A 23,561-nucleotide genomic window follows, 5' to 3' on the forward strand; every position below is an offset into this window, starting at 1 on the left:
TCCTAAACATTGCTTGTGACTGTTGTTTTTTGTGTTTTGACATACTGATCAATTGCATTAGCTGCGATTTTCCCAGCGCCCATCGCTAAAATAACGGTGGCAGCACCTGTGACTATATCGCCCCCAGCAAAAACGCCAGGTATTGAGGTTGCTCCTGTTTTAGGATCAGCTTGAATGTAACCCCATTGGTTTAGTTCTATTTCTGGATATGTTGATAACAAGACGCGATTTGCCCCTTGGCCAATTGCCTCGATTACTGCATCAGCAGGAATGGTAAACGTGCTGTCTGGAACCGGTTCTGGCCGTCGTCTTCCAGACGCATCTGGTTCACCTAAAACCATTTTGACACATTCAACACCGGCTAGATTTCCTTGTTGGTCATCTAAATAAGCAATTGGATTCGTTAACCAATAATAGTTAATTCCTTCTTCAAGGGAATGGTGGTATTCTTCAATTCTTGCTGGTAATTCTTCTAACGAACGACGATACACAATGTTCACATTTTCAGCGCCTAATCGTTTGGCTGAACGAGCGGCATCCATTGCAACATTCCCGCCGCCAATCACAACGACATTTTTAGCACGTTTAATCGGTGTATCATATTCTGGAAACTCATAGCTATGCATTAAATTGATTCGTGTTAAAAATTCACTAGAAGAATAAACCCCATTTAAACTAGTTCCTGGGATTCCCATAAAGTTTGGTGCCCCTGCACCAACCGATAAATAACAGGCATCAAACTCTGACATTATTTCTTCCATCGTAATCGTTTTACCTACTACCACATTGGTTTCTATTGTTACACCTAAGGCTTCAATACTCGCAATTTCCTGTTTAACAATTTTTTTCGGTAATCGAAATTCAGGTATACCATAGGTTAATACACCGCCAGCTTCATGAAGCGCTTCAAAAATAATTACTTCGTAACCGAGCTTTGCCAAATCCCCCGCAACTGTTAACCCAGAAGGACCAGAACCGACCACTGCGATTTTCCCTTTTGTTGGTTCCGCTGTTTTTTTAGGAAACATGTGATTTTCTAATGCCCAATCGGCAACTAAACGTTCTAATTTGCCAATTGCCACTGGTTCAAAGTTTTTGGCTTTCCCTAATTTACAAACTTGTTCACATTGTTTCTCTTGCGGACAAACGCGTCCACAAATAGCAGGTAAATTCGTATATTTACTTAAAATATCGGCTGCTTGTTCCATGTTTCCTTCACGAATAGCTAAAATAAATCCAGGAATATCAATCATCACGGGGCATTTAGCAATACAAGGTGCATTTTTACATTGTAAACAGCGAACCGCTTCTTCTTGCCCTTCTGCTAATGTATAGCCTAAGCAAACCTCTTCAAAATTACTCTTTCTGATAGTAGGTGCTTGTTCCGCAATCGGTGTTTTTATACGACTTTTTCTAGCCATTTTTCTCCACCTGCTCTTTCAAACGATCTGTAAAGCAAACTGCTTCTTCTTCCTGATATTGCTTCATTCGATTAATGAATTCATCCCAATTTACTTCATTGCCTTTAAACTCAGGTCCATCAACACAGGCAAATTTCATGGTGCCATCAACAGTGACCCGACAACCGCCACACATGCCTGTTCCGTCAATCATAATAGGATTCAAGGAAACATAAATTGGTAATTGATGTTTTTCAGCTGTCAAGGTACAAAATTTCATCATGATGCTGGGCCCAATCGCCCAACTGCACGCTACAGATTCACGTGCAATAACTTCTTCCATCGCTTCTGTTACTAAGCCCTTTTTACCTAATGAACCATCATCCGTTGTAATGATTAGTTCATCCGAATAACGACGGCATTCTTCTTGTAACAGAACTAACTCAGCTGTTCGTGCCCCCAAAATCGTAATCACTCGGTTGCCTGCTTCTTTTAAAGCCTTGATAATTGGATAAATAGCCGCGATGCCAACTCCACCACCGACAACCATCACCGTTCCATATTGCTTCACTTCTGTGGGCATACCTAAAGGTCCAGTGATATCTAACAAAGAGTCGGAAGTTTTAAGTTGGGAAAGTGCAGCTGTTGTCTTACCGATTACTTGGAAAATAATTCGAATACTGCCTGCTTGTGGATTTGTCTCCGCAATCGTTAAAGGGATCCGCTCTCCTTTTTCGTCAATTCTTAAAATAACAAACTGTCCAGCCTGGGCATGTGTCGCTATTCTTGGCGCTTCCAGCCAAAAATCAAATGTATTACTAGATAATTGAGTCGACTGAAGAATATTAAACATTGAAATACCTACCTTCATCATTCCTTTTCATTCTGACTCCTACTTTCTTAAATCCTTAGGCAACGCTATCAGATAAAGTTGTGGCGACACTTTTAACAAATGTTTTTAGCATTTCGATGTCTTCTTCTTCTGCATTGTTTTCAATTTCAACTGTTTCAGCTACTTTTTTAGCACCAGCTTTTTCAAAAGCTCCTACAAAATCATGCGCTGATTTACAGAAAAATTCACCATATTCACGATCACCGGAACCAACAACGCCAAATGGCTTACCTGCTAAATCCTTTTCAGTTAATTCATCAAAGAAATCTTCAAATTCAAAAGGCAGTTCCCCATCACCATAAGTATACGTTGCGATAATACAAGCATCTGCATCATCAAAGAAGTCTACATCAACTTCTGAACATTCTTCACGTTCTACTTCAACTCCAGCTTCTTGAAACTGTTCTTCCAAAATCTCGGAAATTTCTTCTGTGTTTCCAGTCATACTTGCATAAACAATTTTTACTAGTGCCATCTTCATTCATTTCCTTTCTGTTGTCCTAAATATTTCAATGCATTCAAATGCAATTGTAACCCCTTACATTAACTACTAAAAAATTTTTTTAACAAATGATTTTATTCACAAACTAATCTAACTAAGTATGTACTCTTCTCCTTTCGAGATAGAGTATTTTTTACTACGTCTTTACTATACCACACTCCAAACCTTTTTAACAATATTTTTAAGGTAAAAAAAATATTATTTAGGTTCTTTTTTATAAAACGTTTTTCCTTCTTCCAATCATAAAAATTGCTTCTAAAACCGCTCCCCCTAATGCACGAGCTTTGTCGGAGATCGTCAAGCAATCGACTTTCTCAACTGGTCGAGGATCTACATCTGCACACTTCAACCCTTGATAACAGGTTACCTTTTCTGAAATCAATCCTCTCAAAGTCCCTGTCAGAGGCGAATAAACTGGAACCTGATCGATAAAAAATAATGCTTCCCCTTTCAACACAAAATCCCCTATGTTTTTAAGATGGGTAACTTGTCCTGAAGCAGGAGCATGGACAACTCGTTCCGCACTTTTTCCGCCAATTTCACCTGGAATACCTGTATTAGGTAAAGCTGTTCCTTCAAAGTATAAACGTCCCAACCTATGTCCACGCATTGTCTCAATCACAACATCGACATCTTGCGGTGCTGAAAAGCCTGGTCCTAAAGCAATCATAATCGGTGCCATTCCTCGATGCGTACCTAAATTTTTCTTAGCCAAAATCGCATCGATAACAATCAGTGGTTTCAATTGTTGAATAGCACTTGCTGTTTGATCGACAAAAACAGGCAGCTTATTTTGCTGCCAACATTTCGCGCAATCCTTTAATGAAGTAATTCGAACAGCAACCAAATCTTCCACTCTTTGTTCTTTCTGGAAAATAGCATCACAAACTGAAACAGTCCGCCGAATGGCCAGAGGACATTCTGTTTCTAATACTAGTATTTTAAAGCCAACGTGCCATAATTTTTGGATAACACCTGTCGCTAGATCGCCCCCTCCGCGAACAATCACTAATTTTTCTTGGATGTTTTGACTGATTTCTCCCATAAAATAAGTCCTTTCTCTAATTCCATATTGCAAGCAATAATTTTGTCTAATTTTTCAAAACAGCTTTTGGGTAATTGAAGACAGACATTCATCGCTTGAACGAACTCTCTTCGCGTATGGGTTTGATTTAAACACAAAATTCGTTGGCCTTGGCTCTCTTTAAACAATCCTTTTGGATGAGCAATGAGTTGAGCTAACAATGTTTCTGTGATTGGTTCTTGTTGTTGCGCATCGGTTAATTCCAAAAAAAGCGGCAACCGATGAATGGTCGTTTCATCTATCTTTTGACCAATCACAGAAATCGGAAGCACACCAATTGTGGTGGTTGTTTCTTTTAATATCACGGGTTCATAAGAAGACCAGCCTTTCAAAGGTCGTTGTTTGGACCCATCCGCTTCTAAAAAAACTTTCGTGAAGTGCTGAAACAATGTTTGAAACGAGGTCATTGCAGGCATCGTTAGTTTTGTTTGGTTGTTGATAGCGGTTCCTGCTAAAGTGATTCCGCAGATATTCGGCGTTATTTTTTCAAAATGGTTTGTATAAAAATAATCATACAATTGACGTTGGGGAAACCCAATTTTTGTAGTTGTACTAACCAGAACAGCTTCCTTTCGATATGTTTTTGCTAGCGCCCACATTAAGCTTGTTTTCCCACCACTACCAACAATCGACACAATCTCCTTTCCTTGTAAATCAAAACACTTTTTTAAGGACTCCACAGTTGGTACCTCCTTTCCCCAAGGTCATTTTTCACAGAAAAAATAGAGGCTACGCGTACTTTTGCTTCTTCTAAAAAACATACACTGTGAGTTATTTCCGCTTCATTAATGAGTAAACCGATCCCACAACCATCCGTCAATGATGGTGGCAAAGTAAAGGCGCGAACAGCCACCTTTCTTGCCAACAGTACTTGTTCCGCCTGAACAGCATAATGTGTATTCGGAAAGGTTAGCAAATACTCCATCTTTTCACCTTCTTTTTTTGTTAAAGCGTAATTACTTTAGCCGCTTGATTCATTGTTTCAACAATTTCGTACATATTAGTAATAGAGCCGATAGCTAAGGTGTCTGTTAAATGATAAAAATCTAAACAGGCCCCACACGTTTGAATCGTGGTTCCCTTCTCCGCTAATTGTTGCAAATCAGCTAAGGTGTTCGCTGCTTGATTCGTTAAAAACGCCCCTCGATTAAAGAATAATAGCTGTGTAGGAACAGTTTCTGCTTCTGATAAAGATTGAAGATAACTTTTCATTAATAGTCGTCCTAGCTGCTCGTCTCCAGTACCTAATTCATCGGAGCCAATCGTAATTACTAAATCTGTTGCTGACTGACTTGTTTGTTGAGTCGCTTCTTCAGGTACCGTAATTTTGACAGAGAAAACCGTGGCTTCTATCTGCTTCGCAGTCAAAGTGGCCTGTTTTTTAGCAGCTAATTTTTTCAAATTTTCAACAGCTACTTCGTTATCGACTAAAACCTCGATAGTGCCTCCAGCTAAACCTAACTCCGCCAAAGCTTTTTTTGTTTCAATCACAGGTATTGGGCAAGGTTTCCCCAATGCATCTACTAATTTCATATTTGGCCCTTCTCTCTATAAAAGTACTACTGCTTGTTGTTCTTTTGGCAGAACCTCGCCAATAATTTTGGCAACAGGGTCCTCTTTTTGAATAGCTGCTAAACAGGCTGCCGCTTCATCAGCAGCGACACTAATTAACAGTCCGCCAGATGTTTGTGGATCAAACAAAAGTTCTTGCATTTCCATAGAAATTTTTGAATAATCGATTGTCGTTCCGATTGTTTGTCGGTTTCTTTGCCCAGCTGCAGTGACTAAACATTCTGCGGCGTAGGCCAACGCTCCTGTAATGGTTGGTAATGCTTCTGTATCAATCAGTAATGTTACCTGATTATCAGCCATTTCTTTCGCATGAATTAATAGACCAAACCCAGTCACGTCAGTACAAGCATGTACTGCGTAGGATCGAGCATTCGCAGCGGCATATTTATTTAAACGTTCCATCGAATCTTGTGCGATTTTTTGTTCCGTCTGCTTCGCCAATTGCCCCCGAACAGCCGCTTGAATAATTCCTACACCTAATGCTTTAGTTAAAATCAAGACATCCCCCACCTGTGGCGTATTATTATGCCACAAATTTTCTGGATGAACTTCTCCAGTTACCGCTAAGCCATACTTAGGTTCATGGTCATAAATCGAATGGCCTCCCGCCAGTAAAGCACCCGCTTCCTTTAATTTTAAACTGCCACCCAAGAGCATTTGTTCCAACCATTCTTTTGACATCTTTTGTGGAAAACAAACAAGATTTAGCGCATAAAGGACTGTACCGCCCATGGCATAGACATCACTTAAAGCATTAGCGACCGCAATTTTTCCAAATGATAACGGATCATTGACCATTGGTGAAAAAAAATCAACCGTTGAAATCAAAGCTTTTTCAGGCGTTATTTGGTAAACCGCGGCGTCGTCGGCATGTTCAAATCCGACGAGTAGCCGCCCATTTGCCGGTGTTTCGGGTAAGTGTTGCAACAATTGGTTCAGTACACGGGATTCAATTTTTGCCCCGCAGCCACCTGATGTACATTGTGATAAAAAATCCATGCTGTCCGCTCCTTCTCAAATTAGTAGTTCTTGTAAAGCGTGAATTGTCCAAGTAATTTCTTCAGGCGTTGTCTGCCAACCAAAGCTAAAACGTAAGGTGCCAGTTGCTAAAGTCCCAGCTGTTTCATGGGCTAATGGTGCACAATGCAAACCTGCGCGCGTCATAATGCCATATTGTTCTGCTAGTTGCTGTGCCACCACTGTTTCTTCCTGATTCCACAGTGTGATAGAAACAACAGGGACAGTTTGTGCCGCGTCCTTGGTTCCTAAAATTGTGACAGGTAACCCTGATAAACCATCTAAAAAATTCTGCATTAAGGTTCGTTCGTGCTTTTGAATCGCTGCTAAACCAATTTTATTCAACTCTTTAACAGAACTATTTAAGCTTAGAATACCTAAACTGTTTAACGTACCAGCTTCAAATTTATCTGGTAAAAAAGAGGGTTGATCAAAGGAATTAGAATGGCTACCAGTGCCGCCCGTTATCAGTGGTTTGACCGCTTCAGCCCCTCGCTCACTAAAAGCTAACCCACCAATACCTGCTAATCCATATAAGCTTTTATGTCCAGTAAAGGCTAACACATCAATGGCCATCTGGGTCATTTTTATTGGTAAAAATCCCGCCGTTTGAGCTGCATCCAAAACGGTTAATAATCCTTTCTGTTTGGCCCATTGAAAACATTCTTCAATGGGTAAAATGGTGCCTAAGACATTGGATGCGTGTGTCATCACCAAGGCTTTTGTATTCGTTCGCCAGGCTCGCTGAATATCTTCTACATCTAACAGACCCGTTTTTTGACAAGCAACATACGTCACTGAAATGCCTCGTTCTTTCTCAAGTAAGTGAAGCGGTCTAGCTACTGCATGATGTTCTAACATGGTCGTAATCACATGATCGCCAGGTTGTAAAATCCCCGCTAATGCAAGATTTAAGGAAGTTGTTGCGTTATTCGTAAACGTAATCTGAGCCGCACTGGGTGCCTGAAAAAAGTCTGCTAACAATTGACGTGTCTCTAAAAGAGGAAGCCCCTCTCTCAGCAAAGGGGCATTTCTTCCGTAATTCATGAACTGATTTTCTGCTAAATAGGCAGTCAAAGCCTCAATGGTTGCTGGAAATTTTTTATAGGAAGTCGCTGCATAATTTAAATAAACCAAATCCTTCATACGATTTTCCTCTCTAACTATTGGTTTCTTGAATTAATTTTCTGTACTCTTCTGGCGTATCGATATCTTTCAAACGGCCAGGAGTCGCTATTCTCAGCATCTGAACTGCTTCTGGAAAGCGTTCATAAATCATGCGTCCGCCTTTTTCACCAGTCAATGTTAATAGTTCTTGTCGAAATTGATTACCGAATAATACTGGACTACTAGGACAGCCATCTTTTTGTAATGGCACTACAATTTTATTTCTCTGACATTTATCTAACACGGGTTGTAGCATTTTAGGTGTTAACAATGGTTGATCACTAGGTAAGTATAAATAGCCAGCTCCCCGAGCTTGTTCGGTTCCTAAACGAATACTGCTACTTTGCCCTTCTTGCCATTGATGATTGAGAATCACCTGAATGTTCTTAGGTAAAGGAAACGCTGGCTGATTCTCAGGCGAAACAACTAAAATCCGTTCTAATACGTCTAATTGATTCACTAAGGTTAACGTGTGCTCTAAAAATGTTTTTCCTTGATATTTTAAGAACAATTTATTTTGGCCCATCCGTTGTGAATTGCCCGATGCTAGAATAATGACACTAACGAGTGACATGAGTTGTCTCCTTTTATCTTTTTTTCTTTTGATAAGGGGTATTTTCTAAAGGCAGACTTGGTCGTAGCTGACCATCCAAGGCAAAATATGCGCCTGCTAAAGCTGGTGCGGTAGGGATCGTTGCTAACTCACCTACGCCTTTAATTCCATAGGCTAAACCTTCGTGAAGATTGTCAGCATGAACCAAAATTGTTTCGATTAGTGGTACTTGAGTGGCGTTCACTAATCCTAGCGTTGCATATTTTGCTTTAACATAGCCTTCTTCTAAGGCAAATTTTTCAGTTAAAGCATACCCCATGCCCATCGCAATCCCACCTTCAATTTGACCTTCAGCAGCTCGTGGATTCACCACTTGCCCCATATCATACGCAGCCACAAATTTAGCTACTTTTCCTTTGTCATCTAGAATAGCTACTTCAGCAGCATAACCATAACCAGCATGACTAACTGGACTTTTTTTATCATTAATTAATGGATCCGTTTTCGCTGAATATTCCCCATAAAATTCTTCGCCTTCCAAATCACTTAAAGCACGTCCCATATCAAGCTCATACCGTAATTGCATTGCCGCTCTTCTAGTTGCTTCTCCTGTGAAGAGTGACTGCCTCGAAGCCGTTGTCGTTCCTGAATTCGGCGTTCTTCTCGTATCAGGTGCTTCCGCAACAATCATTTCTGGTGGTAAATTTAATGTTTCACAGGCAATTTGCGTCGTAACGGTTGCCATCCCTTGACCGATACAAGCAGCACTTGTGCGGACATGTATTTTTCCTTCTTCAACAGAAATAATACAACGCCCTGTATCAGGTAGCCCCACACCCACGCCACTATTTTTAAAGAAACTAGAAATTCCAGCAACTTCCGCTTGTTCATAGACGTCTTTAACTGCTAACAAGGCTTCTTTTAACGCCGCATTTTTCGAGACCAATTGTCCATTCGGTAAAGTATCTCCTGGGGCGACGGCATTTTTAAAGCGTATTTCCCATGGTGATAGTCCGACTTTTTCTGCTAACAAGTTTAAATTACTTTCAATTGCAAAAGCCGTTTGGCAAACACCAAATCCACGAAATGCACCTGCTGGCGGATTATTAGTATATACAGCAAACCCTTCCACATCAATCGTTTGATACTTGTAGGGACCTGCCGCATGTGTACAAGCCCGTTGCAATACTGGTCCTCCTAAAGAAGCATAGGCCCCAGTATCCGCATAAATCACTGCTTTCATTGCAGTTAAATTGCCTTCTTCATCACAGCCGGTCGTAAAGTCCATTTCCATGCCATGGCGTTTAGGATGAACCATCAAACTTTCTTCACGGCTTAGCAGTACTTTTACTGGTTTCTTCAATAACCAAGCGGCTAAGGATGCATGATGCTGAACACTCATGTCTTCTTTTCCACCAAAACCACCACCAACAAGTTTTGATTGAACATGAATTTTTTCCTTGTCCAGTCCTAACATCCGAGCCACTTCCCGTTGTTCATCATAGATACTTTGACCCGCACTAAAGAGCAAAATGCCCTCACCTTCAGGCTGTGCAATCGCACACTCGGGTTCCATAAAGGCATGTTCGTTAATTGGTACGGAATAATGTTCTGTCACTATAAACGCAGAATTTGCTAATACTTCCTCTGCATTGCCACGTACCAAGTGTTCATGAGACAAGATATTGCCCTTTTCATGAATAGCTGGTGCACCTTCTGCTAAAGCAGCTTCACAAGAAGTAAGCGGTATCATTTCTTCGTAATCAACTTCCACTAAATTTTTTATCTCTGGTAAGGTTTCTTTTCTTTTTGAAACAACGAGTGCCACTGCATCCCCAACGTACCGTGTTATTTCTCCTTCTGGAATCATTACATCCCAATCGGAAATAAATTCTAAATGACCAATTTTATTATTTCCTGGAACGTCTTTAGCTGTGAACACAGCCACACAGTCAGGATGCGCCAACGCTTGGGTACTATCGATTGATAGAACTTTTGCACGAGGATAGGCACTCCGCAAAGCAGATGCATGAAGCATTCCTTCTATGTCAATGTCATCTACATAAATCCCTGTGCCTAATGTTTTCTCTACTGCATCGACCCGTTGGAAGTCTTCCCCTAATTTACCATTTGAATGTTCTTTCGGAATGCTCGTTTCTTCACAAAACATTTTAGCAGCTAACTGAATGGCTTCTATTATTTTCACATATCCTGTACAACGACAAATGTTTCCTCGTATAGCTTTTTGAATGTCTTCTTTTGTGGGTTCGGGTTTCTTGTTCAATAATCCTTGTGCCGAAATAACCATCCCAGGGATGCAATACCCGCACTGAACTGCACCCGTTTTTGCAAACGCATAGGCATAGACATCTTTTTGCCGTTGGCTTAAACCTTCGATTGTCGTGACTTCTTTGCCAGCTAATTTTTCTAGAGTAAACAAACATGCTTTGGAAGCCTTTCCATTTACTAACACCGTACATGCACCGCAAGAGCCTTGGTTACAGCCATCTTTTGTTCCAGTTAGGCCCAGATCCTCCCGCAAAAAGTCCATTAATTTTTTGTTTGTTTCACAGGTTTCACTTTGACCATTTACAATAATTGAATACATTTCTTGCACCTCGATTTCTGATATAGTTTAGTGTTCAATCACCTAGATTATACCACAAATCTCCGTTCTAAAAATTATTTTTTAGCAAAAAAAGTTTTTTATTTAACTTAAAGGTCCTCATTATTGATAGCGCTGTTGAATTAATTCTCCCGCGATGCTAATCGCTAACTCTTCTGGTGTTTCGGCTGCAATGTCTAAGCCAATTGGCATGAAAATTCTTTCAATTTCAGTCATTGTATAACCGACCTCTTTTAACCGTCGAACTTGTGAAGCAATTTTGTGTTTGCTCCCCATCACACCAATATATTTGGCTGGTGTTTCCAATAACTGTTTGGCAACGATGAAATCAAAATTGTGTCCTCTGGTAATTACTATACCATAATCGTCCGCCGTTATTTCAATAAACGCAGCTAAATTTTCTAAAGGAATAACCCGTAGTTCCTCAGCTTGTGGAAAAGCTTGTGCCGTTAAAAATTCTGGACGATCGTCCACTACAACGCAATAAAACGATAAATAGTTTAAAATAGGTACCAATGCGCGTGCGACATGTCCACTTCCAAAAATATACACTTTCCCTACTTGGAGGATCGCTTCTGTTAAAAAAGTGATTTCCTCTTTTTGCTCACAATGGATACCTTTAGGTAGCAAACTTAATTCCCCCTCCCAAGAAGTGGAACCAATCAATTCGCCTGTTTCACTATAAAAGGATACTTTTCCTAAATTGTTTTGATCTAGTTCAGTCATTAACCAACCTTGTTGGTTATTTTGAAAATGCGTTTCTATGGACTCACACAACTCTTTTAAAAATGGCGTTTCCCATGAAAGATAATGGAAAAAAATCGTGACATTCCCGCCACAGACCATACCTAAATCAGCAATATTATTCGGGGCTAAAATAAATTGACGTTGCGCATTTTCTTTCTCAAGAAGTAGCTTTTTTGCCACTTGTTCAGCCTGAAATTCAACCGCCCCACCACCAACAGTTCCGGCTATTCTACCTTCGGCGGAAACCAGCATTCTAGCCCCTTGACTTCGTGGTGTAGATCCTGAACTTGTACCAATCGTTAATAACATCGTGTCTTGCTTTTCCAATATTGCCTGTTTCAAACGCTGAAATACTTCTCTCATTTCAGTTCCTCCGATACTACATCCTGTTCTTTAAAGATTTCTTCAAAACATGCCTCTACCTGTTGATACACTTTTTTCTCAAATAAAAGATATTGATCAATCAACTCTTTTCCTTGGTCCGTAACAATTGACCCGCCACCATTACAACCACCAACACTTTTGATAATTAATGGAAAAGATAGCTCTTCTTCAGCTACCCGCACAATCCGCCATGCCTTATTATAAGACATTTTCATCTCTTTTGCCGCTAAGTTTAGTGACCCAGTTTGCTGAATTTTTTGTAAAACTTCGACAACGCCAGGACCAAAAAAGTTCCGATCTGTTTTTAATTTTAAGTTTAGGGAATACGTAAACATCTTCTCCTCCTTTATTCGTTCATTTTTTTATAGATAACGTAAGGGAAAAAGGATACGAAAGCTTACTCACTTTCGTATCAAAAAAAGCAATCTTCACTCAAGTGCTACGCGCTTTTTTGGTTTTAAAATGACATTTAAAAGGACTGCTACCAAAGTGGTTAAGATAACTTCCGAATTACCGAAAATCGTTGTTACCCAAGTTGGAAAACCAGCTAAGCTTCCAGTAGACAATGTGACACCAATTCCAAATGCTAGAGCTGTTCCGACAACCCCAGTATTTCGAGGAGTCATTTCCTGCGAAGCAATCATCCGAATACCTGTCATAGAAATAGAAGCAAAAACTGAAATCGTTGCACCACCAATTACCGCGTAAGGAATCGTAGTTAATAACGCAGCTACTTTCGGAACAAAACCAGCAATTAATAATATAACTGAAGCGAAAACCAGAACATACTTATTAATCACTTTTGTTACCGTAACCAGACCAACATTTTGTCCAAAAGTTGCCACTGGGATTGATCCAAATAAACTGCCAATAAAGTTAGTGAAACCACTCCCCATAATTCCGCCAGATAATTCTTCGTCCGTTGCATCCCGATCCATTGCCCCAACCGTTGTTGCTGTAAATTGACCGATGGCTTGAACAGCATCAACAATAAACATCACCACAAGCGTAAAGATTGGTACCAATTGAAAATCCAGTCCAAAGTGAAACGGGGTAATTACCTGAACGATTTTAGCATTTTGAACTGGCTCAAAACTAACCATCCCTAAAGCTAAAGAAATCAAATAACCAATAACCATTCCGTTTAAAATTGCTGATAACTTCAAAAATCCTTTTGCAAAATAATTGAAGTAAAAGACAATCGCAAAGGTTAATAATGCAACTAACCAATTCCGGGCTGAACCAAAATCAGCACTACCAGCTCCTCCTGCCATATACTTAATCGCAACAGGAAACAGGGATAGGCCAATACTTAAAATAACCGTTCCTGTTACTAAAGGCGGAAACAACACACGGATTTTTTTAATGAACAAACCAACAATAATAACAAGAATACTGCCAACTAATTGGGAACCAAAAATTGCTGCAATCCCAAAATCAGCTCCGATGGCCATCAAAATCGGTACATACGCAAAACTTGCACCCATCATAACTGGTAACCGTGAACCCACTTTTCCAAAAATAGGGAAAAGTTGAATTAACGTGGCAACTGCTGAAAAAATCAATGATGTTTGAATCAAAATAGTTGTATCACTAGGACTTAATTGGCAAACTTTGGCAATCATGATTCCCGGTGTGACAATCCCTACTACTGCTGCGACAACGTGTTGCAATCCCATCGGAATTGCTTCAGAAATTGATAGTTTCGCATCATATTCAAATAATGCTTGCTCTTTTTTTTCATTCATAGGATCGTTTCCTTCTTCTTTTTATTCTAAAAGGATTGTTTCCCTTAATCAGTAAAGAATGCAATCCTTTTTCCCTCAGAAACATCTTAAAAATTATCCTTTGACAGCAACTGCTTCAATTTCAAATAAACCATCTTTTGGCAACTTGGCTACTTCTACACAAGAACGTGCAGGCAAAACTTCTGAAAAGTAATTCCCATAGATTTCGTTAATTTTGCTAAAATCAGACATATGTTGTAAAAACACCGTTGTTTTCACAACATTATCATAGGTCATCTCGACCTCTTTTAAAATCGAACCTAAATTGATAAAAGCTTGTTTTGCTTGTTCTTCCACTGTAGTCTTCATTTCGCCCGATTGAGGATCTAATCCTAGTTGTCCAGAAATGTACAACGTATTTCCCGCTAAGACAGAATGTGAATAAGGTCCTACAGCTGCTGGTGCCTGTGCAGAATTAATCATTTTGTTTGTCATCGTTTTCCTCCATTCTATGATTCTTTATTTTCAATTAAAGTCCCTGTTTTTCCAGATAATCCTTCTTTGGCTTTTTCTAATAACGTAATCAATGTTTTTCGACCTGGCTTAGATTCAGCAAACTTAATCGCTGCTTCAACTTTTGGTAACATTGAACCTGGAGCAAACTGACCTTCTTGCGCATATTGTTTCATTTTTTCTGTTGAAATATTCCCTAAGGCTTCTTGATTTTCTTTACCAAAATTAATACAAACTTTTTCAACTGCTGTTAAAATCACGAGCAGATCAGCATCTACTTGTTCAGCTAGTCGTTCACTACAAAAATCTTTGTCGATGACTGCATTTACCCCTTTCAGTCGGTTCCCTTCTTGAATGACTGGGATGCCACCACCGCCGCCAGCAATGACTGTTTGGCCAGCGTCAACCAATGTTTGAATCGTGAGAAGTTCGACAATATTTTTGGGTTTAGGGGAAGCGACGACTTGGCGGTAACCACGGCCAGCATCTTCCATCACTTGTATATTTTTTTCTTTGACTAATTGTTCTGCTTCTTCTTTTGTCATGAAGCGGCCAATTGGTTTCGTTGGTTTTTTGAACGCCGGATCATTTTCATCCACGACCACTTGAGTGACTATGGTGGTGACGGCTTTACTTATATTTCGCTGACGCAACTCTTCTTGTAGCGCATTCTCTAAATCATAGCCAATGTAACTTTGACTCATGGCTACGCACATGGATAACGGAACAACTGGATATTGTGGATTATTAAAGGAAAATTCTTCCATAGCTAATTGAATCATCCCCACTTGAGGACCATTGCCATGAGATAAAATAACTTCATATCCTGCTTCAATCAAATCTGCAATCGCTTTGGAGGTCTGTTTTACGGCAGTCATCTGCTCCGTCAAATTATTTCCTAAAGCATTGCCACCTAAAGCTACTACGACGCGTTTGCCCATTGCTTCACCTCATTTTCTGTTTTATAAAAAGGACGATGCTTTTTCTTTTTCACAACGAGTTTTCGTATTAACTGTCTGTTGTCGTTGCATGAAGTCAACGCACATGACTAAGCGTTCTTGACTCGAGACAATCACACATTCATGAATAGACTTGGGAAGGTCTTATTTGTTCATGTTGAAGAGGCAACTTCTAATGATTCATTGTGTAAAGAAAAAGCATCTGTCTTCATGCCAAATTCATTATTTTACTTCTCTTGGTGTCGCTTTATCCGCTAAGTCTGTTAAGGTTTTTTGCGGATTTTTTACTTTACTTAAGAAAATCATAGCCGCAATAACATACGGTTTGTAGCTAGCTTCTTTGTAAAGTTCGACCCGATAACGATCGAAAACAGAAGCTTCCACTTCGCCTTCTTCACAACTAACGCCAGTAATATCAGCTGGTAGACAATGCATATACAAAGCTTTGCCGTCTTTTGTTGTTTTCATCAATTCTTCTGTACATTCCCAATCTTTGTGCTTTTTATTTTGAGAAAGTAATTCTTGTTCTAATTGATCAATTCCTGCTTGGTCACCATTGCCATATAATTCAGTTCGCTTTTCCATTGCCGCAAAAGGTGCCCAGCTTTTCGGATAAACAACATCCGCATCTTTGAATGCTTCTGCCATACTATTCGTTTTAGTAAAGTTTCCACCAAATTCTGCTGCATTTTTCTTCGCAACTTCTTCTACTTCTGGCATAATTTCATAACCTTCTGGATGTGCTAAGACGACATCCATTCCTAAACGGGTCATTAGACCAACAATTCCTTGAGGAACAGATAATGGTTTTCCATAAGATGGTGAATACGCCCAAGTCATGGCAACTTTTTTCCCTTTCAGGTTTTCAATGCCACCAAATTCATGAATTAAATGCAACGCATCCGCCATTGCTTGCGTCGGATGGTCAATATCACATTGTAAATTCACTAACGTTGGGCGTTGTTCTAATACCCCATCTTTATATCCTTCTTGGACAGATTCTGATACTTCGTGCATGTAAGCATTGCCTTTACCAATGTACATGTCATCACGAATACCAATGATATCAGCCATAAAAGAAATCATGTTTGCTGTCTCACGAACAGTTTCTCCGTGAGAAATTTGACTTTTTCCTTCGTCTAAATCTTGAACTTCTAAGCCCAAAAGATTACACGCTGAAGCGAAACTAAAACGTGTTCTTGTAGAGTTGTCGCGGAATAAAGAAATCCCCAAGCCACTATCAAAGATTTTAGTTGAAATATTATTTTCTCTTAAATAACGTAATGTATCGGCAACTGTGAAAACAGCTTCTAATTCATCTCTTGTTTTTTCCCAAGTTAGGAAAAAGTCATTTTCGTACATTTTTTCAAATTCTAATTTATCTAATTTCTCAATATATTCTTTAAACGTTTCCATTCCATCTGCTCCTTTTTTCTTGTCTAATAATCCTTTACTTAACCACAATAGACCGTTGGTAATGCCGCATAAACGGCTGCACAACGAACCAAATCATCTTTCCAAGTTTTTTCATTTGGTGCATGTGCTTGTGCTTCCGCCCCTGGCCCGAAACCAATACAAGGAATGCCATTACGTCCCATAATTGAAACGCCATTTGTTGAGAAGGTCCACTTATCTAGCAATGGGCGTTCTTCACGCATTTCCACTGTTTCTACAGAGCCTTTCCGTGTTTCCCCATAGAGATTTTTGTGCGTTTCCATCAAGGCTTTTGTTACATCATGATTTTCTGGAATTACCCATGTTGGGAAATAACATTCAATTTCATAAGTTAAATCAGTATAAGAAGGACGATCATAGTTGTACATTGAAACCGTCACATCATCTCCATATTTTTTAACAGCTGGTAAATTACGAATTTCTTCTAAACAACTTTCCCAAGTTTCTCCAGCTGTCATTCGACGGTCTAGTGAAACGGTACAGCCATCCGCAACAGCACACCGACTTGGTGAAGAATGGAAAATTTGCGAAACAGTCACCGTACCACGACCTAAGAAACGGGCTTCTTGCCACTCTGGATTGTACTTAGGATCTAACATACGAACTAAACCACGAATCGCTGTGCTTTCTGTATCTCCATTGTTGTTTAAGGCACGAACATCTTGTAAGATATCCGCCATTTTGTAAATGGCATTATCTCCACGTTCTGGTGCTGAGCCATGACACGAAACGCCTTTGACATCAACTTTAATTTCCATTCGGCCTCGTTGACCACGATAAATCCCACCATCTGTTGGCTCTGTTGAAACAACAAATTCTGGACGGATACCGTCTTCTTTGATAATGTACTGCCAGCATAAGCCGTCACAGTCTTCTTCTTGGACAGTAACTGTTACTAAAGCAGTGTATTTTTCTGATAATAGACCTAAATCTTTCATGATTTTAGCGCCATAAATAGCCGAAACAATCCCGCCTTCTTGGTCAGACGTACCGCGACCACCGATCTCAGTTTCTGTTTCATAGCCATCGTAAGGATCAAATTTCCAGTTACTCATTTCACCAATTCCGACAGTATCCATGTGCCCATCAAAAGCAATTAATTTTTCACCAGACCCCATATAACCAAGTAAATTTCCTTGAGGATCAATGTCAATTTTATCGAAACCTAATTTTTCCATTTCGGCTTTTGCTCGCGCAATTTTGTTGCCTTCTTCTGCACTTTCTCCTGGAATTTTGACAAGGTCTCTTAAAAATTTGACCATATCTTCTCTGTAACCTTCTGCTGCTGCATTTACTGCATTAAAATCCATTCCTTTTACCTCCATAAAATTTTTTTATAATTGTCTGGATCAGTGTCCCCTTCGGTAGAAAACATTAAAACGTTTGACGTCTCATCCAGTTGCAATGCCTCACGTAATTCTTGATAGTCGGGATCTTGCATCACTGTAGCTACTAAGCCCATTGCTACTGCCCCAGATTCGCCTGATACAACTTGCGGATCCCCTTTTAATGGCGCGCCCAACATACGCATTCCTTTTTCAGAAACCCAATCTGGTGCTGAAACAAAGAAGGATGTATGATTTTTTAGAATATCAAAAGAAATCGTATTAGGTTCTCCACATGCTAGGCCAGCCATAATTGTCTGTAAATCACCATCGACAAAGCGAATTTCTCCGTCTTTTTTAATTGCTGATTGATATAAACAGTCAGCCGCCTGTGCCTCAACTACGACCATAATCGGTGGGTTTTCTGGAAAAGCATTAGCAAAATAACCAATCACCGCCCCAGCTAAACTGCCGACACCAGCTTGAACAAAAACATGACTAGGTCGTTCAGAGCCAAATTTTCTTAATTGTTGAGAGGCTTCTAACGCCATCGTTCCATATCCTTGCATAATCCAAGTTGGAATTTTTTCATATCCGTCCCAAGCGGTGTCTTGAACCATGACACCGTTTTCAGTTTCTTCGGCCATTTTATTAGCCATTCGCACACATTCATCGTAATTAACTTCTTCGATTGTGACGGTTGCGCCTTCTTTTTCAATATTTTCTTTTCTCGTCTGTGTTGAACCCTTTGGCATGAGTACAACTGATTTTTGACCTAATTTATTCGCAGCCCAAGCGACTCCTCGTCCATGGTTGCCATCAGTTGCTGTAAAAAACGTAGCTTGTCCAAAAGCTGATCGTAATTGATCAGAAGTTAATTCATCATATGTTAGTTCCGAAACATCTTTCTTTAATTTTTCGGCAATATAGTTAGCCATGGCAAACGAACCACCTAAGACTTTAAAAGCATTTAAACCAAAGCGATAAGATTCATCTTTAACAAAGAAATCATTTAACCCCAGATACGCGGCCATATGATTCAATTCTGCTAATGGTGTTTCTGAATACTGTGGAAAACTTTTGTGAAAAGCCAAAGCTTTCTCAATTTTTTCTTTAGACATCAGTGGTAAGTACTTATCCTCCGTCTTCGGCATTTCATTTGCTGTCCATTTAATTTTTTCCAAAAATACTTCTCCTCCTTCTATTTTTAAGTTGCTTTACGAAAAACAAATTTTCCTTGATTTGCCAAGATGACTTGCCCAGCTTCAGCAACTTTTTGACCTCTTAAATAAACCATTCGAGCCTGTCCTTGTGTTTCAAATCTTTCATACGGCGTATAATCGACATTTTGTAACTGCGTTCTCGCAGCAATCACGCCGGTTGTTCTAGGATCCCAAACAACTAAATCGGCATCACTGCCTTCTTGCACCACACCTTTTTGTGGATACATCGAGAATTGTTTAGCAATATTTTCAGAAAGCAGAGCAACCATTTTTTCCAAGGTGATTCGGCCCTTCGCCACACCTTCCGTGTAAATTAATTCTGGTCTCGTTTCAACACCTGGCATCCCATTGGGAATTTTACTAAAATCATCTTCGCCAACTGTTTTTTGTCCGTGAAAATTAAAACTGCAGTGATCTGTCGATATTGTATTGATTGCCCCCTCTTTAATCCCTTGCCACAAAGCCTGTTGATCCTCTCGTTTGCGTAGTGGCGGTGAGCAGACATATTTTGCTGCTTCAAAATTAGGCGCATCATACAAGTGATCATCTAGTAAAAGATATTGAGGGCAAGTTTCTACATAGACTGATTGTCCTCTTTGACGAGCCCGTTCCACCGCTTCTAATGATCGTTTTGTGCTTAAATGCACAATGTTAACCGGCAAATCAGCCATTTCCGCTATCATCAAATATCTTGCTACCGCTTCTGCTTCAACAGCCGCCGGTCTTGATAACGGATGATAGTGCGGGGTTAGCTTTCCTTGAGAAACATATGATTGGATTAATTCATCTACTAAATCACCATTTTCACAATGAACGCCTAACATTCCATTAACTTTTTTTATTTCTTTCATCGCTTCAAAAATTTCCGCATCTGTGGTCCGCAAGTTATCATAAGCCATATACATTTTGAAGGAAGTAATACCTGCAGCAATCATTTCCTGAATTTCAGCAGCTATCGTTGGGTTCCATTCGATCATGGACATATGGTAAGTATAATCACATGAACTCTTGCCTTCAGCCAATTGATTCCAAGTAGCTAAACAGTCTTTCAATGAGCCACCTTTATTAGGTGTAGCCATATCAATAACCGTAGTCGTACCTTTGGCCACCGCCGCTTGGCTGCCAGTAGTAAAGTTATCCGCCGTACTTAACGAACCTTTGCCATTATTTAATTCCAGATGCGTGTGCGCATCAATAAAGCCTGGTAATACATAACACCCCGTAACATCCTCAATCTGAGAATTTTCTACTGGTAAATTTGCCCCCATCTCTACAATTTGCTCGCCGTCAATTCGAATATCCAATTGACGACGATTATATGCAGATACGACGGTTCCACCTTTGAGCAGAATAGACATTTATTTATCCCCCAGTCGTAAATTTCCTTTTATGCTTGCATACAATAAGCATATTCTTCAATCATAGTTACCATTAATGCAATTAAATCTTCTGGTACATCTAATCCTTGATCTGTTAATTGAATTGTTGACACCGTTCCCCATAGACGCAGTAAACAAATTTTATCCACAGGATTTTGAACATAGAAACCTGAATTAGTACTGTCATAAAAATCAGCTTCACTGTTAAATAAGGTAAATTTGTCTTTGTAAGGGGCACTTGCATAAGGGCAAAATGTTTCACAGTTACCACATTCGTTACACATCCGATCAACATGGACAATTTGTGGTTTTCCTTCGACATACACAACAATATTTGCTCGGTTTGGACAGACATCCATACAAGATTCACAAATTGTGGAGCATTCTAAGCAACGACTAGCTTGACTACAAGACATCTCGTCTGTCACAAGGATACCCCGTTTGTTTCTAACAAATGCGACATCACTATTTAAATTATCTTTTTCATAGTGATGATTGTGGACAAGACAAATATTATTGGCCGCTTTGGTTGCATCAGCGATTGCTTCAACAATTGTAGCTGGTCCTAAATTAGCATCACCAATGACATAGACGCCTGGTATATTTGTTTCCAATGTTTCTTGATTTGAAACGACTTTCCCATAGTTGTCTGTGTGAATGCCTAATGCTTGGTAAAATTCTGTATCTACTTTTTCACCAACAGCGGCAATCACTGTATCAGCAGGAATATCAATCATTTCTCCTGTACCAATCGGACGACGGCGTCCAGAAGCATCTCGTTCACCTAGGACCATTTTTTCACAAGTTAATTGTTGATTTTCATGTTTAATTGGCGAAAGTAATTCTAAAAAGTCAACGCCATCTTCTAAGGCTAAATAAAGTTCTTCTTCATCTGCTGGCATATTGCGTTTATTCCGACGATAAACCACTGAGACTTTTTTAACACCAGGTAATGTTGTGGCTGCACGAGCACAGTCCATAGCTGTATTTCCGCCACCAACGACGACAATCTGTTCTCCGTAAGGATTAATCGTTGGATTTTCTCGATTTGCTTTTAAAAATTCTAACGAGTTCAATGCTCGACCAGATTCTAAACGAAGGACCCCATGTTTCCATGCACCAATGGCATAAATAACATTCGTATAGCCTTGGTTTTTCAATTCTGCCAATGATGGCGCCTCTTGTCCTGTACAGAATTCAGCTCCCATAAATTCCGCTAACTGAACGTCTTTTTGAACAGATTCCATAGAAATTCGAAATTCTGGTACAATCTGGCTACAAACGCCCCCAATTGTCTCGGATTTTTCAAACACAGTAACAGGCATGCCTTCACGTGCTAATAAATACCCAGCAGAGATCCCTGCAGGACCTCCACCCACAACAGCTGTTTTAGGTGCATTTTCTTTTGGCTGTGGCTTTTCTAGTGTCGTCAATAATTCATCATAGGCATGTTCAGCTGCTTCTAACTTCACTTCCCGAATATGAATAGATTCTTCATAAAATTGACGTGTACATTTAGTCATACAAGGATGTGCACAAATGGTTCCAGTAATAAAAGGCAATGGATTTTTATCGACAATTACTTGCAAGGCCTTTAAATAATTACCTTCACTTACATAACGAAGGTAAGCAGGAATATCCTGATTGATTGGACAACCACCGTCACTTCGACAAGGAGCGATATAACAATCTGTTAGTGGAACTGTTTTTCTTAGTTTGGTACTTTCTGGTAATTTAATTGATTTTTGGTAACGCGCTTGTGTTTTAGCTTTCTCAACAACTTGGGCTAATTTGTCCAAGCTGACATGAACCATCTGAGGATATTCTGCTGCGCCCAATACATTAGCAACTTGATTCATTCGTTGATAGCCACCGGGTTTCAACAGAGTCGTTGCCATAGTGATTGGCCAAATCCCAGCATCAAATATTTCTTTACTATTGAAAATATCTGCACCGCCAGAATAAGAAATTTGTAGTTTCCCATCAAATGCTTCTGATAATTTTTGTGCCAATGAAATACTAAGAGGAAATAGCGAACGTCCTGACATGTACATTTCATCACCAGGTAATTCATTTGCTGCAATCGTTACTGGGAAAGTGTTCGTAATTTTAACTCCGAAGCTTAGATTTTTACTATTGGCTAATAATTGCAGACGTTGTAACATCGGTACTGCTTCTTCAAATTGTAAATCTTCTTTAAAATGGTGATCGTCAAAAACCATATAATCAAACCCTAGCTCATCCATCGTTTGACGCGCATATTCATAACCTAACATGGTTGGATTACATTTAATAAAGGAATGGAGCCCTTTTTCACTTAATAAATAGGCCGCAATTCGTTCAATTTCGTCTGATGGACAACCGTGTAAAGTCGACAGCGTAATAGAATGACAGACTTTAGGACTAATTGCTTCGATATATAAGTCATCTACTTTTTTAAAATAAGATAGATATTTTTTGGCAGCTGCTTGGCATTCCGCCCAAATCGGCGTTCCTTCTGCGTTCTGCATTTCGTTAATATAACGATCAATTTTTGGTGATTGAATCCCTGCCAAATCATAGCCAACACTCATGTTAAAAATGAAACCATTCGGGTCACCTAGCTCAAACTCTTTACTCAGTAACTTCAAAACAAACCATGCTTTGACGTATTCATCATAAGCTTGGGGAACGCGCAATTCTGTGGACCACTCAACGTTGTAACATTCATCCGCTGCTGCGATACATGGTTTACTCACTGGTAAATCTTCTCCATCCAGTATCTGGACTGTCTTAACTTCAAAAAAACGAGAACCTGTTAAATAGGCCGCAATAATATTTTGTGCTAATTGTGTATGAGGACCTGCTGCTGGACCACAAGGGGTTTCCATTTTTTCTCCAAATAACGGAATCGTTTTTGTAGGATCCGCATGATAAAATTTACGAATGCCAAAAATTGTGCCATCTTGTTGATACTCACTAAAAATCCAATTTAATAAAGCCTCAATTGAGATGGGATGCATAATATCACTCATTAACGTCACTCCTTTTATTTAT

The 23,561-nt window shown here is 39.7% G+C and carries 21 protein-coding genes; all 21 read right to left on the bottom strand.

Annotated elements, in window-relative coordinates; all coding sequences use genetic code 11:
* Window positions 1-2: 2 nt before the first annotated feature.
* The 21 genes from gltA to ygfK all read right to left on the bottom strand — a co-directional run bounded on the left by gltA (window position 3) and on the right by ygfK (window position 23,539).
* Complete coding sequence (gene gltA, locus IGL17_RS09890; RefSeq protein ID WP_016618398.1) at window positions 3-1,421, bottom strand: NADPH-dependent glutamate synthase; 1,419 nt, start codon at window positions 1,419-1,421, stop codon at window positions 3-5.
* Window positions 1,414-2,271, bottom strand: a complete 858-nt coding sequence (locus tag IGL17_RS09895) for a sulfide/dihydroorotate dehydrogenase-like FAD/NAD-binding protein (protein ID WP_002365019.1) — start codon at window positions 2,269-2,271, stop codon at window positions 1,414-1,416. Before IGL17_RS09895 ends, gltA begins: the two co-directional genes overlap by 8 nt.
* Window positions 2,272-2,308: 37 nt before the next feature.
* Complete coding sequence (locus IGL17_RS09900) at window positions 2,309-2,773, bottom strand: flavodoxin (RefSeq protein WP_002382673.1); 465 nt, start codon at window positions 2,771-2,773, stop codon at window positions 2,309-2,311.
* Between the two features lie 235 nt (window positions 2,774-3,008).
* Window positions 3,009-3,839: a selenium-dependent molybdenum cofactor biosynthesis protein YqeB gene (gene yqeB / locus IGL17_RS09905; RefSeq protein ID WP_002419489.1), complete on the bottom strand. Its 831-nt coding sequence runs from the start codon at window positions 3,837-3,839 to the stop codon at window positions 3,009-3,011.
* Window positions 3,803-4,558 (bottom strand): selenium cofactor biosynthesis protein YqeC, encoded by a 756-nt coding sequence (gene yqeC, locus IGL17_RS09910; protein WP_010707249.1) that lies wholly within the window; start codon window positions 4,556-4,558, stop codon window positions 3,803-3,805. The genes yqeB and yqeC overlap by 37 nt, the downstream gene beginning before the upstream one ends.
* Entirely contained in the window at window positions 4,546-4,803 is a 258-nt protein-coding gene (locus tag IGL17_RS09915; RefSeq protein ID WP_010713179.1) for a DUF3343 domain-containing protein, read from the bottom strand. The genes yqeC and IGL17_RS09915 overlap by 13 nt, the downstream gene beginning before the upstream one ends.
* A 20-nt stretch (window positions 4,804-4,823) precedes the next feature.
* Window positions 4,824-5,411: a sulfurtransferase-like selenium metabolism protein YedF gene (gene yedF, locus IGL17_RS09920; protein WP_016618399.1), complete on the bottom strand. Its 588-nt coding sequence runs from the start codon at window positions 5,409-5,411 to the stop codon at window positions 4,824-4,826.
* A gap of 15 nt (window positions 5,412-5,426) precedes the next feature.
* Window positions 5,427-6,449, bottom strand: coding sequence for a selenide, water dikinase SelD (gene selD / locus IGL17_RS09925; protein WP_016618400.1), 1,023 nt, complete (start codon window positions 6,447-6,449; stop codon window positions 5,427-5,429).
* A 15-nt stretch (window positions 6,450-6,464) separates the two neighbouring features.
* Window positions 6,465-7,613 carry a selenocysteine lyase SclA gene (gene sclA, locus IGL17_RS09930; protein WP_016616768.1) on the bottom strand — a complete coding sequence of 383 codons (1,149 nt, stop codon included), beginning with the start codon at window positions 7,611-7,613 and terminating at the stop codon, window positions 6,465-6,467.
* Window positions 7,614-7,626: 13 nt separating this feature from the next.
* On the bottom strand, window positions 7,627-8,208 hold the full coding sequence (gene mocA / locus IGL17_RS09935; protein WP_010707246.1) for a molybdenum cofactor cytidylyltransferase: 582 nt from the start codon (window positions 8,206-8,208) through the stop codon (window positions 7,627-7,629).
* Window positions 8,209-8,221: 13 nt separating this feature from the next.
* Window positions 8,222-10,795, bottom strand: a complete 2,574-nt coding sequence (xdh, locus tag IGL17_RS09940) for a selenium-dependent xanthine dehydrogenase (protein ID WP_016618401.1) — start codon at window positions 10,793-10,795, stop codon at window positions 8,222-8,224.
* Window positions 10,796-10,915: 120 nt separating this feature from the next.
* Entirely contained in the window at window positions 10,916-11,923 is a 1,008-nt protein-coding gene (locus tag IGL17_RS09945) for an XdhC family protein (RefSeq protein ID WP_002381512.1), read from the bottom strand.
* Window positions 11,920-12,279, bottom strand: a complete 360-nt coding sequence (locus tag IGL17_RS09950) for a winged helix-turn-helix domain-containing protein (protein WP_002356595.1) — start codon at window positions 12,277-12,279, stop codon at window positions 11,920-11,922. Before IGL17_RS09950 ends, IGL17_RS09945 begins: the two co-directional genes overlap by 4 nt.
* Before the next feature lie 93 nt (window positions 12,280-12,372).
* Complete coding sequence (locus IGL17_RS09955; protein WP_002356594.1) at window positions 12,373-13,692, bottom strand: nucleobase:cation symporter-2 family protein; 1,320 nt, start codon at window positions 13,690-13,692, stop codon at window positions 12,373-12,375.
* Between the two features lie 93 nt (window positions 13,693-13,785).
* The gene (locus tag IGL17_RS09960; protein ID WP_002362244.1) at window positions 13,786-14,166 is read right to left on the bottom strand and encodes a RidA family protein; all 381 of its coding nucleotides are present in this window, start codon (window positions 14,164-14,166) and stop codon (window positions 13,786-13,788) included.
* Between the two features lie 14 nt (window positions 14,167-14,180).
* The gene (gene arcC / locus IGL17_RS09965) at window positions 14,181-15,125 is read right to left on the bottom strand and encodes a carbamate kinase (RefSeq protein ID WP_002359647.1); all 945 of its coding nucleotides are present in this window, start codon (window positions 15,123-15,125) and stop codon (window positions 14,181-14,183) included.
* A 240-nt stretch (window positions 15,126-15,365) separates the two neighbouring features.
* The gene (gene ygeW / locus IGL17_RS09970; protein ID WP_002359643.1) at window positions 15,366-16,559 is read right to left on the bottom strand and encodes a knotted carbamoyltransferase YgeW; all 1,194 of its coding nucleotides are present in this window, start codon (window positions 16,557-16,559) and stop codon (window positions 15,366-15,368) included.
* Between the two features lie 38 nt (window positions 16,560-16,597).
* Window positions 16,598-17,923 carry a YgeY family selenium metabolism-linked hydrolase gene (locus tag IGL17_RS09975; RefSeq protein WP_002362247.1) on the bottom strand — a complete coding sequence of 442 codons (1,326 nt, stop codon included), beginning with the start codon at window positions 17,921-17,923 and terminating at the stop codon, window positions 16,598-16,600.
* Window positions 17,914-19,107 carry a diaminopropionate ammonia-lyase gene (gene dpaL / locus IGL17_RS09980; RefSeq protein WP_002356589.1) on the bottom strand — a complete coding sequence of 398 codons (1,194 nt, stop codon included), beginning with the start codon at window positions 19,105-19,107 and terminating at the stop codon, window positions 17,914-17,916. The genes IGL17_RS09975 and dpaL overlap by 10 nt, the downstream gene beginning before the upstream one ends.
* Window positions 19,108-19,130: 23 nt before the next feature.
* Window positions 19,131-20,504, bottom strand: coding sequence for a dihydropyrimidinase (gene hydA / locus IGL17_RS09985; RefSeq protein WP_016618402.1), 1,374 nt, complete (start codon window positions 20,502-20,504; stop codon window positions 19,131-19,133).
* 29 nt (window positions 20,505-20,533) lie between these two features.
* On the bottom strand, window positions 20,534-23,539 hold the full coding sequence (ygfK, locus tag IGL17_RS09990) for a putative selenate reductase subunit YgfK (protein ID WP_016618403.1): 3,006 nt from the start codon (window positions 23,537-23,539) through the stop codon (window positions 20,534-20,536).
* Window positions 23,540-23,561: the final 22 nt, after the last annotated feature.

It is taken from the genome of Enterococcus sp. AZ088, from assembly GCF_051714845.1.
Classification (GTDB): domain Bacteria; phylum Bacillota; class Bacilli; order Lactobacillales; family Enterococcaceae; genus Enterococcus; species Enterococcus faecalis.

Coding starts and splice junctions, on each gene's coding strand:
- IGL17_RS09915 (WP_010713179.1), bottom strand. CDS start 4,803: ATGGAGTATTTGCTAACCTTTCCGAATACACATTATGCTGTTCAGGCG.
- yqeB (WP_002419489.1), bottom strand. CDS start 3,839: ATGGGAGAAATCAGTCAAAACATCCAAGAAAAATTAGTGATTGTTCGC.
- sclA (WP_016616768.1), bottom strand. CDS start 7,613: ATGAAGGATTTGGTTTATTTAAATTATGCAGCGACTTCCTATAAAAAA.
- ygeW (WP_002359643.1), bottom strand. CDS start 16,559: ATGGAAACGTTTAAAGAATATATTGAGAAATTAGATAAATTAGAATTT.
- IGL17_RS09955 (WP_002356594.1), bottom strand. CDS start 13,692: ATGAATGAAAAAAAAGAGCAAGCATTATTTGAATATGATGCGAAACTA.
- arcC (WP_002359647.1), bottom strand. CDS start 15,125: ATGGGCAAACGCGTCGTAGTAGCTTTAGGTGGCAATGCTTTAGGAAAT.
- IGL17_RS09975 (WP_002362247.1), bottom strand. CDS start 17,923: ATGGAGGTAAAAGGAATGGATTTTAATGCAGTAAATGCAGCAGCAGAA.
- xdh (WP_016618401.1), bottom strand. CDS start 10,795: ATGTATTCAATTATTGTAAATGGTCAAAGTGAAACCTGTGAAACAAAC.
- IGL17_RS09945 (WP_002381512.1), bottom strand. CDS start 11,923: ATGAGAGAAGTATTTCAGCGTTTGAAACAGGCAATATTGGAAAAGCAA.
- selD (WP_016618400.1), bottom strand. CDS start 6,449: ATGGATTTTTTATCACAATGTACATCAGGTGGCTGCGGGGCAAAAATT.
- mocA (WP_010707246.1), bottom strand. CDS start 8,208: ATGTCACTCGTTAGTGTCATTATTCTAGCATCGGGCAATTCACAACGG.
- ygfK (WP_016618403.1), bottom strand. CDS start 23,539: ATGAGTGATATTATGCATCCCATCTCAATTGAGGCTTTATTAAATTGG.
- IGL17_RS09900 (WP_002382673.1), bottom strand. CDS start 2,773: ATGAAGATGGCACTAGTAAAAATTGTTTATGCAAGTATGACTGGAAAC.
- IGL17_RS09950 (WP_002356595.1), bottom strand. CDS start 12,279: ATGTTTACGTATTCCCTAAACTTAAAATTAAAAACAGATCGGAACTTT.
- gltA (WP_016618398.1), bottom strand. CDS start 1,421: ATGGCTAGAAAAAGTCGTATAAAAACACCGATTGCGGAACAAGCACCT.
- IGL17_RS09895 (WP_002365019.1), bottom strand. CDS start 2,271: ATGAAGGTAGGTATTTCAATGTTTAATATTCTTCAGTCGACTCAATTA.
- yedF (WP_016618399.1), bottom strand. CDS start 5,411: ATGAAATTAGTAGATGCATTGGGGAAACCTTGCCCAATACCTGTGATT.
- IGL17_RS09960 (WP_002362244.1), bottom strand. CDS start 14,166: ATGACAAACAAAATGATTAATTCTGCACAGGCACCAGCAGCTGTAGGA.
- hydA (WP_016618402.1), bottom strand. CDS start 20,504: ATGTCTATTCTGCTCAAAGGTGGAACCGTCGTATCTGCATATAATCGT.